This is a genomic window from Leptotrichia shahii (assembly GCF_008327825.1).
Lineage (GTDB): Bacteria > Fusobacteriota > Fusobacteriia > Fusobacteriales > Leptotrichiaceae > Leptotrichia > Leptotrichia shahii.
Genome location: NZ_AP019827.1, coordinates 1,131,294 through 1,144,230 on the forward strand (window position 1 = coordinate 1,131,294; position 12,937 = coordinate 1,144,230).

Genomic DNA, 12,937 nt, shown 5'->3' on the forward strand with positions numbered 1-12,937 from the left:
CTAATTATTTTCCCTTATAAAGTGGAAATTTTTCAGTTAATTTAAAAACTTGTTCTTTTACTTGGGCAATTTTTTCGCTGTCATTTATATTTCCCAAAACTGTCAGTATAAATTGTGCCACTTGTCTTGTTTCATCTTCCTTAAATCCACGAGTAGTAATCGCAGGCGTTCCCAATCTTATTCCACTTGTAACAAACGGTTTTTCAGGATCATTTGGAATAGCATTTTTGTTACAAGTTATTCCAGCTTCTTCCAATTTTGCTTCAGCTAATTTTCCAGTAACTCCCATTGGACGTAAATCTACAAGCATTAAATGGTTGTCAGTTCCTCCACTTACGATTCTAAGTCCACCTTTTACCAGTTCTTCAGATAAAACTTTTGCATTTTTTGCAACTTGTTCCTGATATTTTTTGTATTCAAGACTAAGTGCTTCTTTAAATGCAACTGCTTTTGCTGCGATTATATGAACCAATGGTCCTCCTTGTATTCCAGGAAATATTGTCTTGTCAATTTTTTTAGCAATTTCTTCATTGTTTGTCAAAATTACTCCACCACGAGGCCCTCTTAATGTTTTATGAGTTGTAGAAGTTACCACATCTGCATATTCCAATGGATTTGGATGAAGTCCAGCTGCAACAAGTCCAGCAATATGAGCCATATCCACCATTAAATATGCCCCAATTTCATCAGCAATTTCTCTAAATTTTTTAAAGTCTATTATTCTTGAATAAGCACTTGCTCCAGCAACTATCATTTTAGGCTTCTCTCTTAATGCGATTTCTCTTACTGCTTCATAGTCAATTAGTTCTGTTTCAGGATTTAATCCATATTCCAGCCCAATATAATTTTTTCCAGAAAAATTAATTTTATAACCGTGAGTCAAATGTCCACCAGCACTAAGACTCATTCCCAAAATTTTGTCCCCAGCATTAAGCAATCCAACATAGACTCCCATATTTGCTTGAGATCCAGAATGTGGCTGAACATTGGCATATTTTGCCCCAAATATTTTTTTCAATCTTTCAATCGCAAGACTTTCCACTACATCAGCATTTACACATCCTCCATAATATCTTTTCCCAGGATAACCTTCCGCATATTTATTAGTAAATACAGAACCAGCCGCTTCCATCACAGCCTTTGAAACAAAATTTTCAGATGCTATAAGCTCAATTCCCTCTTCCTGTCTTTTTTCTTCTTCCGATATCGCATTATACACTTCCAAATCAACATCTTTTATATAACTCATCTTAATCTTCCTCCTGTTTTTTATTTAATATTAACTGCCCTATCAAAGTTTATAATTTATTAAAAATAATTATAATATTAGTTATCTATTTTATAACTTGTATTTTTCTATAATTATAATAAAGAGCTTTTACTAAATCATATTCAAATGGAGAATTTAAATCTCCATATTTTATACTAAGCATAGAACGTGCATTTAATCCAGTTACAGCTGGTCTTACAAATCCATAAACATTTTTATCAAAGACTCCTGTATCAAAAAATAATTTTTTTTCTGCAGCACCTCTTACTGCACCTTCTATCGCTGAATCTGCCATACTTCCAACTGTATCTCTAAGAGTACTTGGCCCTAATCCCGGCAAAACAAGGAAAGAACCTGCTCCTATTCCATAATGTCCTAAAGTATCTCCCATTGTTTCAGAATCACGCTTCATTCCAATATTTTTAGCAACATCAGTCACTCCCAATAATCCAACAGTTGAATTTACAACAAATCTTCCAAGTGCATTTGCCGCTTTTCCAGGTTTTAATTGTAAAATTGAATTTACAAATGTCGGTATTTCACTAAAATTACTATAAAAATTTGAAATCCCTTTTCTTATTGGACTGGGAACGACTGAGGCGTATATACGTGAAGCTGGATAAGCTATTTTTCTATCAAACTGTGTATTAAAAGCATACATTCTTCTATTAAACGGCTCCATTGAATCATTTATTCCAGTCAGCTGAAAAACTTGACTTGATATAATATAATCCTCATCCAACTCTTCTAAGTTCTCTGCCAATACTCCATAACCATCTTGTTCAAAGGCAATATATTTATTTGTATCAGGTTTATTCTTCTTCGTTTCTATATTCGTCTTTTTAACTAGACCAATACTTTTATCAGGTGTATACGGTGTTTTTCCATCTACAAATTCAATAAAAAGGCTATCATCTGCTTCTTTATTACTTTCTTCCAAAAACATCACAGTATCTTCATTTTTTATTTCCATTAGTTCAGCTTGTCCAACCACTGCAACAGCAAACATGGCTCCAAGTATTAATAATTTATTTTCCCTTGCCATAATCTAATTTTCCTCCAATTTATTTACCATCAAATTTGCCACATCCTTATGCCAAAGAACTCCTGTATGACCTCCAAATGGTATTAACACTCTATTTGAAAATGTTTTTCTTATATAATTCAAATCTTCTTCTGCAAGCAAAATATCATCTGTTGAAGTAATAAATATAATATTTTTATTATTTCTATTAATAAAATCCTGACTATTTTTTAAGTCAAATTCATTTATAAAATCATTAAAATCAAGATTAGGATTTTTATATTTTTTCAAATATGGATATAAAATTTCCTTTGCATATTCATCAAATGAAACTGATAATCCCTCTCTAAATTCATTAGACACAGAATCAAATCTCTTGTATGATTTTTTATCTGAAAGTCTTCCCACAGCATTATGCCCGCTAAATACTTCCCCCGCAAAAGTCATATTTGCCGAATAAAATCTAAATAACAGTCCTGTAAGCATTTCAAAGTCCTTTTCTCCAAGCCCTACTTTTCCTAATGAAGTCGTCAAATTTGAAAACTCAATATCTTTTATTTGTATTGATTTATCGTACATAAGTCTACTAAATATAGTATCCATATATTTTTCTAGACTTCTAGCATCATAAACTCCATTTTTTACTAAGAATCCATCTAATTTCTGTGTTGCTGTCAAAATACTAATTGGCGAATTTAATAAAAGAGACTTGTCAATTCCGATTCTTCTGTTATTTTTTTCATCCATTTCATGAACCAGCAATGACTGAAACCCACCTAAACTATAACCTCCAATATAGATTTTATCAACTTTCATCCCATCATTTTTTTCTTTAGAAATAGCTTGCTGTATCAAGCTATACATCTGATTAGTCTCATCCTTTATATAGCCTGCATACACATTTTTACTTTGACTTACAATATAAGGCATTGTTGTAGGCGAGCTAAAGGCAATAACATTGTATCCTCTGTCATAAAAAACATTTGCCAAAAAAAGTGACATTCCACTGTTATAAACTGAACCTGTCCCCGAAATTATAATCATAAGCGGTGCTTTTTTCCCTTTTTGAGTCCACACGCCATATTCATAATCCTTCCACTGTCTTAATATTTCAGGAATTTTTTTTGTTGTTGTAAATTTTCTAACTTTTGGTCCTTTTGGATTTTTAAATTTATACTGCTGCTCTGCAGGCGTTCCAAGAACCGTTGCCAGTATGGCACTTTCCTTGTATGGATAATCACTTGCAATCTGTGACACATCTGTTTCAGCAAGCCCAATAGCCGAAAATACAAGTATTGTTACTAGACCCAATATTTTTTTTAACATATTCCCAATTATGCGAAAACTTTTTCACATTTCTCCTTTCCAATTTTAAAAAATTATACTTTTTATTTACTTATATTTTATCAAAAATATCAAAAAATTTCCAGTAAAAAAATTTATTTACACATCCACTGAAACAATCTTAGTTTCACCAATCTCTTTATTCATCGTAACTCCATACAGCCTATGTGATCCCTTCATCGTTTCCTTATTATGAGTTATAAGAATAAACTGTGACTTATTAATAAACTGATGCAATAATTCAATAATTTTTTTCGTATTTTTTTCATCAAGTGCAGCTTCAATTTCATCAAAAAACGTAAATGGACTCGGCTTAAACATAAAAATTGCCATTATAAACGAAACTGCAAGCATTGATTTCTCACCACCTGAAAGTAAAAGCAATGTCTGCTCGGGCTTATTTTTATATTTTACACTCAATTCTAAACCAGTCGTAAGCAAATTATCAGGATCTGTCATTTTCAGCATTCCCTTAGCACCATTTAAAATTGTTTCACACATATATCGAAAGTTTTCATTTATTTGATTATAAGCCATAAAAAACTTGCTTGTAACTTCCTCTTCAATTTCTCTAATAAATCCAAGCAATGATTCTCTGCTCTCAAGTAAATCCTTCTTCTGTGTCACAATATTCTGATACCGCTTATTTTCATGTTCATATTCCTCTATCGAACCCATATTTACTGCCCCAATATTCATACGGTCTTTTTCATCCAAAGCTAATTTTCTTTTTGCTTCTATAAGCTCTTCTTCACTGGCAATTTCAAAATATTCTTCATCATTTAAAATTTCATCATTCTCAAGTTCCTTAAATTCTGAAGTCTGAAACTCAAGTTCGCTGTTATTTCTAGTAATTTTCTCAATTATTTTTTCATATTCATTTTTATATTTTAGAATATTCATTTCAATTCCCTTGATTTCGGCAATTAATTTTCTTTCACTTCCTTCAATTTCCTGAATTTCCTTTTCTATTCCTTGAATCTTATCAAAAATATTCTCTCTATTTTTTTCCTCTTCCCCAATTTCGGACTTCATATTTGAAATTTTATCCATCAATTCGCTTCCAAGCAAATCCTTCCTTTTCTCAAATTCAATTAATTCAGCCTTTTCCTTCAAAAGTTTCTTATAATCAGCCTCAATTTCTCCAAAACGATTTTTATTATTATCCGTTCGGACTTTCAAAACTTCATATTCCTTATCTGCCACATTTAATTTTTGAATAGATTCATCAATATTTTCAAGTTTTTTTAATTCTTTATTCAAATTTTCCATTTTTAAATTATTCTCTTTAATGCACTTTTCAATATTTTGAATCAATTCCAGATTTTCCTTTATCTTCGTTTCTTTCTCTAAAATAAACTTCCCGCTTTCAGAAATTTCATAATTCAAAGTATTAATTTCCCGCTGTTTTCGACTAAATCTAATACTGAAATCATCATAACTTTGATTAAACGACTGATAATCATTTTTAAAATTCTCAAATAATTTTTCTTCCTCTTCCTCTTCCTTTCTTATTTTTTCGATTTCTAAAACAACTTCCGATAATTTTTTTTCAAATTTATCAAAATTCTCCTTATTTTCCTCAATCTCACCTTTCAGATACTTCAGTTCCTTTTTCCTTTCCAAAATCTCATCCTTACCCTTAAACGAATGACCGCCAGTCATTCTCCCACGAGAAGTAATAATATCCCCCTCAAGTGTAACAATCCTGTCATTAAACCCTTTTTTCAAAAGCTGTGTTCCAACTTCCAGATTTTCTACAACAACTGAATTTCCATAAACAAACTGAATAACTTTTTCTATATTTTTATTTACAAATTTTGCATCAACTTTCACAATATTTCTTGCAAAGTCAATAATTCCATTTTCCCCCTTTGTATTTGAAACAAGATTCTGAATTTCCTCCTGCGACATTTTATTTTGAAAATCATTTTTTGGAAAAATTTTCTCAATAATTGGCAAATCCTCATTCATCTTTGAAACTCGAATATTTTCAACTGGCAAAAACGAAGCCCTTCCAAGTTTTTTCCTTTTTAAAAGCTCAATGCATCTCTTACCAATTTCGCTATCCTTAACAACAATATCCCGGAACATTCCTCCAGACAAAGTCTGTACTGCTTCTTCAAACCCTGCTGGAACATCAATTAAATTAATAAAAGCTCCAATCACTCCATCAATTTTTTCATTCAAAATATGTTTCACGCTTTGGTTAAAAGTCTCATTTTTCTCAATTGCATTAGCAATAGCCTCTTGCCTAACCTTAAAATTTTCTAGTTTATAACTAGCTTCATTTTTTTTCTTATTAATTTCTGAATATTCTTTTCTCAATACATCTATTTTTTCATTAAATTTCTGAATTTTCTGTTCCCTTTCAAATTTCTGCTTTTCCTTTTCTGATTTCTGCATCTCATAAGCCTTTTTTTCCTGACTTATTTTATTGAATTCATCTTCCAAGTCCATCTTTTCAGCAATTTGTCTTTTATTCTCATTCTTAGCCCCAAAAACTCTTTTTCCTAAATCCTCATTTTTTCCAGCAACTTTAATCTTATCCACTTCAAAATCAGAGTTCTTTTGTGTCCGTTCTCTCAATTCACGCGTAATCTCATCACTTTTCTTTTTTACATCCTTAACTTTAGCTTCTAATTCAATTTTTTCCTGTTCCTTTTTAGCCAGATCCTTTGTAATAATCTCAAGTTCACTTCTAGAATTATTCAAAATTTCCTCTTTTTCAGCAATATCCTTTTCTAAAATATTCTTTCTTTTAGTCTTCTCGTTGGCTTCTGTTTCCAAATTGGAGTTTTGATTCATCAATTTTGAATATTCTTCTTTTAAAAATTCCAGATTTTTAAAGTTTTCACTATTTTCACTTTTTAGATTTTCCAGATTTTTATACAAATTTTCCCTAAATTCATTTGTTTTTTCAAGTTCATCCTGCTTTTCTGAAAAATTCTTTTCATTTTTTTTCAGTTCTTTCTGCATTTCCTGACTTTTTTCCTCATATTCATATTTTAACGAACTCTTTTCATTGACATTATATTCTAGAACCATAAATCGCTGCACATCAATTTTTTTTGTATAGTCCCTAAAAAGCCTTGCTTTTTCCTGTTCCTTTTTCAAATAATCAACCCGCAGTTTCAAGTCCTTTTCCACATAATCAATTTTTTCAATTTCATTTTTCAAATCCTGCAGCTTTTTCTCAGAATCCTCCTTCTCAATCTTAGCTCTTTTTACTCCAGCCGCCTCTTCTATAATTTCCTTCAATTCCTTTGACGAAGAACTAATAATTCTCTCCACACGTCCTTGCCCAATTATCGAGTAGGCCTGCTTTCCAATCCCAGTATCCATAAAAAGATTATGAATATCTTTAAGCCTAGACTTTTTATTATTTATCAAATACTCATTTTCTCCAGTCTTAAAAATCCTTCTCGTAATTTTAACTTCCGAAAAATCAATATCCAAGTATCTATCTCCATTATCAATAATTAGGCTAACCTCTGCCATAGACTTTGGCTTTTTATTCTTCCCACCAGAAAAAATAATATCCGAACTCTCCTTTGCCCGTATATTTTTATAACTCTGCTCTCCCAAAACCCACAGAATCGCATCCAAAATATTGCTCTTTCCACTCCCGTTAGGTCCAACAATGGAAGTAATCCCGCTATCAAATTCCACAATAGTCCTATTTGCAAACGATTTAAATCCAGTCAGCTCCAATGCTTTTAAGTACATCTTCTTCTCCTATTTTTTATTCATTTTAAAAGCCTATAAAATCTATTAATACAGTTTTTTTAATTTTTTACAGTTTCTCTATTTTCTATCTTCCTTTTCCAAAAATTACAATTGTAATTGTCTTTAACAATATTTTCATATCGAAAATAATGTCATGATTTTTTATATAAAACAAATCATACTGCAATTTTCTGTAGGCATCCTCAACACTTGCTCCATAAGGATACATAACCTGTGCCCAGCCAGTAAGCCCCGGTTTTACAGTATGTCTTAAGTTATAGTACATAATTTCCTTTTCCAACTGCTTTATAAAAAACTCTCTTTCTGGACGTGGTCCCACAAAGCTCATCTCTCCACGTAGCACATTCCACAGTTGCGGTAATTCATCAATCCTTGTAAGCCGCATGAATTTACCAAATTTTGTAACACGATTGTCATTTTTGGTAGCCCATTTTGGTCCATCCTTTTCCGCATCAGTTGTCATTGAACGAAATTTCACTATCTTAAACGGCTTGTTTCCTTCTCCAATTCTTTCCTGTATAAAGAATACTGGCCCTTTTGACTCCAATTTTATTATTATAGCCGCAACAATCATAATCGGAATTACACAAATCCCAATTAACAGTGCAAAAATTATATCAAGAATCCGTTTTGCCTTTAAATTGAAACTGTTATAGTAAATTTCAAAACCTGTATTTTCCAAAAACCATTTTGGGCTCAAGTTTGAAACTGGCAATTTATTCTCATACATTTCATAAAATTCCAAGTAATTATAATACTGCATTCCATTAAGTTTATACTGTAAAAGTTTATCCACAAGTTTTGTATCATATAAAAGATTACTTGTAAAATCCACAATTATATCAACTTTTTTGTTTTCACAAAGATTTAACAATTTTTTTGTTAGAATGTTTATATCTTTCTTTTCTTTTAAAAAGTCTGATAATTTATATTGGCTGTCTTTTTTGATACTTTCCAGCAAATCATCTGTATATCCATTTTCTCCAACAAATACGATTTTTTTCTTTTCAGCCAGCCCAATCATTACAATATAACGATATATAATTTGAAACATTGTGAGCAGCCCAAACAAAATTATTGCTTCATTCAAAAGAAATACTTTTAAAAATTTTGTAATCATCACAAGAATAAAATTAATTGCAATTATAATCACAATATCTCGCAACTTATATCTTCCTGTCATATTATAAACATTCGCTACATAATAAATTACCATCGAACAAGCAATTACAACCACATTTGTAAAACCAAGTCCACGATTTATAAGCAGTAATCCCACTAAATATACCGTAATTGTCAATATTCCAAATAAATAAGAATAATTTTTTTTCATTCCACGTACAGCCATCTTAAATTACACTTCCTTTTTTATTTTTTCTTTAATAATAAATTTATCTAAACAAAATCTTCCCACTAAATAAATAAAATTTTCAAATCATAAATTTAATATATTTTATTATTTCCAGCTTTTCTCCTTTCTTCTATTCATCTCATATTATCTATAAAATTCAATTAATCCACTATTCTTAATCTTCCTCAATCTTTTTACCACAAATCCTTAGTTGTCATAAAATATTATTCCTTTTTGTAACATTTTCTATTTATACCAGTTAAAATATTATACAGTATTTTTAATATTTCACTTGTAAAAAAAGATAATGCAAATACTATTACAAATGCAGTAATTATATATAAAAAATAATTCATTCTGGATTTTAATATTCTTTCACAAAAAAATAAAAAAATTGGATGAATTAGATAAATATCATAGGTTTTCGCTGATATAGATTTTACAATACTTTTTACTTTTGGAAAAACTTTTTCTCCATCAAAAATATTTACAAAGAAATCATAAAGCAAAACTGCGGATATAAATACACTAATTGAATGATAATCATAAAAATAGTCAAAAAACTTTCCACTTGATTTTGTAAATATATACGTTAAAAAGACAGTTAATACAACTGCTATAAAAAAAATCGTGTATTTTTGCCATTTTTTCATATTCAAAGGTTTTTCTGCGAGCAGATAGCCAATCAAAAAGTAGCCGAGGTATTGCCCAACTGGAGAATATACTTTTATATTTTTCTTAAAAATCACATTTAGAAATGGTACTAAAACCATAAATATTATCCATATAAAAACTAGATAATTAATGCTTTTTCTCTCAATTTTTACCATAACTTTTCGTAAAAATGGCGTTATCAGATAAAGTGACAATATCATATAAATGTACCACAAATGATAGTAAACTTTACCTTGAAAAAAACTTGAAAAGAAATTATGGTAACTTTCTTTCTGGAAAAAAATTGAAATTATAGTCTTATAAGTTGATTTTCTAAAAAAAACTGAGAATAATTCATTATCTTTCACATCTTTAAAAATTATTGTAAATATAAAAAAAATAACAGAGTATATAAAAAATTTTGGAATAATTTTTATAAATCTCTTTTTAAAAAATATCTTTACATCTTCATCTTTTCTCAACAAAAAAAATCCACTAACCATAACAAATATGGGTACGCATATTCTGCTAAGAGAATCTATGACATTTGCCATCATCCATCTATTTCCAGATATTTTACCATAACCATATAATTCACTTGCAACAATATGAATAAATAAGACCATAATAATTGCAATACATTTTAAAATATCAAAGTTAAAAAATCTGTCCTTAGTTTTTACCATTTATAAATCTCCACATTTATGAAATTTTTTTAATAGAAATATAAATAATTTTACCATAGTTTAAGGTAATTTTCAATTGTTTTTCCTTTTTCAAATTTTATCTATTGTAAAAAATTAAAAAACAATAATTATTTTATTCAAATCCTAAATTTACTTGGTTTTAACGAGTTTATAAAAATTTTTATAATAAAAATTTGCATTTTAAATAAAAATGGGTATAATTCTATTAGATAGTTTGACAATCAAAATTTTTATAAGGAGGAATATACTATGAAAATAAAACTTAATAATATTTCAGAAACTATGCTTATCACCTTATATATGCGGGCAACCGATGCCAAAAGTGAAAAGCCGATTTTAAATGACAAAAGATCTGAAGAAATAATCTCTCAAATAGATTATGACTTCTCGAAATTCAAAAGTGCATGGGCTTCGTATTATGGAGTACTTTCACGGGCGAAAGTGATGGATAATGAAGTAAAAAAGTTTATAACAAAATATCCAGATTGTGTAATTGTGTCGATTGGATGTGGATTAGATACAAGATTTTTACGAATAGATAATGGAAAAATAAGATGGTACAATCTTGACTTGCCAGAAGTTATCGAAAAACGAAAGCTCTTTTTCGAGCCAAACGAAAGAGTTACAGATATTGCAAAATCTGCATTTGATTCAGCATGGACAAAGGATATTAAACTAGAAGGGAAAAAATTGCTTATTATTTCGGAAGGTGTATTAATGTATTTTGAAGAACAGCAAATTAAACAGTTTTTGGAAATACTAACTGATAATTTTGATTCTTTTGAAGCTCAATTTGACTTGCTTTACAAAGGAACAGTTAAAATGAGTAAAAAACATGACACCTTAAAAAATATGGAAGCAAAATTTAGTTGGGGAGTAAAAGATGGAAGCGAAGTTGTAAAATTGAATCCAAAATTAAAACAGACTGGACTTATTAATTTTACTGATGAAATGAAGCATCATCTTCCTGGCTGGAAAAAATTGTTTATTCCATTCTTTTACATTTTTAATAACAGACTTGGAATTTATACTTATGAAAAATAGAATTATTTTTTAATTTATTTCCTTTTCTAAAATGAATGGAGGGATTATTATGAAAGAATTGAAATATTTGCTAAGTTTATCTGGTAAACATAAGATGAAGCTGATTTTTTCAGCAATATTCAGTATAATCGGTACAACATTATCTGCTGTGCCTTACCTTCTTGTGTATCAGATTGTTTTGGAACTTTTTAAGGCGAATATTGATTATTCAAGAATAAAGTTCTGTGTTTTTATTGCGATATTTTTTATAATTGTAAAGATAATTATGCAGATTTTATCAGGTATTTTTTCACATATTGCGGCTTTCTCGATTTTGTACAAGATTAGGATTGACTTAATTGAGCATTTGTCAAAGCTGAATATGGGGTTTTTTAAGAAAAATATGTCTGGAAAGCTGAAAAAGATTATTAATGAGGATATTGAAAAATTGGAACTCTTTATTGCACATCAGATTCCAGATTTGTCATCGGCACTTGTAACTCCGATAATATTTTTGGGGATTATGATTTACTTTAACTGGAAATTGACACTTGTTTTATTTATTCCAATTATTTTGAGCATAATGGCACAGGGAAAAATGTTTCAAAGTTATGGGAGTCGTGTAGAACATTATTATACTCTTCTTGCAAACTTAAACGCTACTATTATGGAATACATAAATGCAATGAACGTTATGAAAGCATTTAACCTTACTGCTAAATCATTCAAGGATTATCGGGATATTACTCAGGAATATGCGGATTACTGGATTGAACTTACAGAATTAAGTGTTCCGTTTTATTCAATTTTTCTCTGTCTGACTGATTCAGGGCTGCTTTTCATTATTCCTGTTGGCGGACTTATGCTGTTTTATAATCAAATTTCAGTATCTGTGTATATTTTATTTATTTTAATGAGTACAATTTTTTTAAGCTCATTAAAGGCATTATTTGACTTGGCACACCATCTTTCCGCATTAACTAAAGGGCTAGGAAAGATTATAGAAATTAATAGGGAACAGGAGCAAAAATCTGGAAACATAAATTTTTCTTCTAATTTTTCAGGTTTTATAAAATATGAAAACGTAAATTTTGCATATAAAAATAAAAATGTTATAAATGACTTTTCCTTGAAAATAAAGACTGGAACCTCAACCGCACTTGTAGGGCCTTCTGGCTCAGGAAAAACAACGATAGGACTTCTGCTTGGAAGATTTTGGGATATAAATAGCGGAAAAATAACTATTGATGGAACTGATATTAAGGATTTTACTTACACAGGATTGGCTGACAATGTTTCATTTGTCTTTCAGGATACATTTATGCTTCACGATACTATTTTTGAGAATATAAGAATGGGAAAGGATTATTCGCTGGAAAAAGTGGAAAATGCTGCAAAAAAGGCACAAATTCATGACTTTATAATGTCTTTGCCTCAAAAATACGAAACTGTAATTGGTGAAGGCGGAATTAAATTAAGCGGTGGCGAAAAACAGAGAATTTCAATAGCTCGTGCAATTTTAAAAAATGCCCCAATTATCGTGCTGGACGAAGTTACTTCCTACTCCGACATTGAAAACGAAGCCAAAATTCAGGAGGCTTTGCGTACTTTATTAAAAGGAAAAACTGCCATTATCATTGCTCACAGGCTTTACACAATAAAAAATGCCGATAATATCGTTGTAATGAATAAAGGACGTATTACCGAACAAGGTACTCACAAGGAGCTTCTGCAAAATAAGTCTGAATACTGGCATTTATGGAATTTATATAGCGATAATGATTTGATGGAAAATAAGGAAATTTAGGGGGTGC

Annotated in this window: 8 protein-coding genes; 2 read left to right on the top strand and 6 right to left on the bottom strand. The window is 29.9% G+C overall.

Annotated elements, in window-relative coordinates:
- Positions 1 to 4 precede the first annotated feature (4 nt).
- The 6 genes from glyA to F1564_RS05330 form a co-directional block, all read right to left on the bottom strand.
- Positions 5 to 1,249 carry a serine hydroxymethyltransferase gene (glyA, locus tag F1564_RS05305; RefSeq protein ID WP_018449958.1) on the bottom strand — a complete coding sequence of 415 codons (1,245 nt, stop codon included), beginning with the start codon at positions 1,247 to 1,249 and terminating at the stop codon, positions 5 to 7.
- 85 nt (positions 1,250 to 1,334) lie between these two features.
- Positions 1,335 to 2,315, bottom strand: coding sequence for an MlaA family lipoprotein (locus F1564_RS05310; RefSeq protein ID WP_018449957.1), 981 nt, complete (start codon positions 2,313 to 2,315; stop codon positions 1,335 to 1,337).
- A 3-nt stretch (positions 2,316 to 2,318) separates the two neighbouring features.
- The gene (locus F1564_RS05315; protein ID WP_018449956.1) at positions 2,319 to 3,620 is read right to left on the bottom strand and encodes an alpha/beta hydrolase; all 1,302 of its coding nucleotides are present in this window, start codon (positions 3,618 to 3,620) and stop codon (positions 2,319 to 2,321) included.
- A 117-nt stretch (positions 3,621 to 3,737) separates the two neighbouring features.
- A complete protein-coding gene (locus F1564_RS05320) occupies positions 3,738 to 7,367 on the bottom strand; it encodes an AAA family ATPase (RefSeq protein ID WP_018449955.1) in 3,630 nt (1,209 codons plus the stop codon).
- Between the two features lie 85 nt (positions 7,368 to 7,452).
- Positions 7,453 to 8,736, bottom strand: a complete 1,284-nt coding sequence (locus tag F1564_RS05325; protein WP_018449954.1) for an exopolysaccharide biosynthesis polyprenyl glycosylphosphotransferase — start codon at positions 8,734 to 8,736, stop codon at positions 7,453 to 7,455.
- A gap of 227 nt (positions 8,737 to 8,963) precedes the next feature.
- Positions 8,964 to 10,079 carry an acyltransferase gene (locus F1564_RS05330; protein ID WP_018449953.1) on the bottom strand — a complete coding sequence of 372 codons (1,116 nt, stop codon included), beginning with the start codon at positions 10,077 to 10,079 and terminating at the stop codon, positions 8,964 to 8,966.
- 270 nt (positions 10,080 to 10,349) lie between these two features.
- Here F1564_RS05330 and F1564_RS05335 point away from each other — a divergent pair, with 270 nt between their 5' ends.
- On the top strand, positions 10,350 to 11,144 hold the full coding sequence (locus F1564_RS05335; RefSeq protein ID WP_018449952.1) for a class I SAM-dependent methyltransferase: 795 nt from the start codon (positions 10,350 to 10,352) through the stop codon (positions 11,142 to 11,144).
- 49 nt (positions 11,145 to 11,193) lie between these two features.
- Positions 11,194 to 12,930, top strand: coding sequence for an ABC transporter ATP-binding protein (locus F1564_RS05340; protein ID WP_018449951.1), 1,737 nt, complete (start codon positions 11,194 to 11,196; stop codon positions 12,928 to 12,930).
- Positions 12,931 to 12,937: the final 7 nt, after the last annotated feature.

Bases quoted from the DNA above. Each gene is read 5' to 3' on its own strand.
- glyA (WP_018449958.1), bottom strand. From the start codon at position 1,249: ATGAGTTATATAAAAGATGTTGATTTGGAAGTGTATAATGCGATATCG.
- F1564_RS05310 (WP_018449957.1), bottom strand. From the start codon at position 2,315: ATGGCAAGGGAAAATAAATTATTAATACTTGGAGCCATGTTTGCTGTT.
- F1564_RS05315 (WP_018449956.1), bottom strand. From the start codon at position 3,620: ATGTTAAAAAAAATATTGGGTCTAGTAACAATACTTGTATTTTCGGCT.
- F1564_RS05320 (WP_018449955.1), bottom strand. From the start codon at position 7,367: ATGTACTTAAAAGCATTGGAGCTGACTGGATTTAAATCGTTTGCAAAT.
- F1564_RS05325 (WP_018449954.1), bottom strand. From the start codon at position 8,736: ATGGCTGTACGTGGAATGAAAAAAAATTATTCTTATTTATTTGGAATA.
- F1564_RS05330 (WP_018449953.1), bottom strand. From the start codon at position 10,079: ATGGTAAAAACTAAGGACAGATTTTTTAACTTTGATATTTTAAAATGT.
- F1564_RS05335 (WP_018449952.1), top strand. From the start codon at position 10,350: ATGAAAATAAAACTTAATAATATTTCAGAAACTATGCTTATCACCTTA.
- F1564_RS05340 (WP_018449951.1), top strand. From the start codon at position 11,194: ATGAAAGAATTGAAATATTTGCTAAGTTTATCTGGTAAACATAAGATG.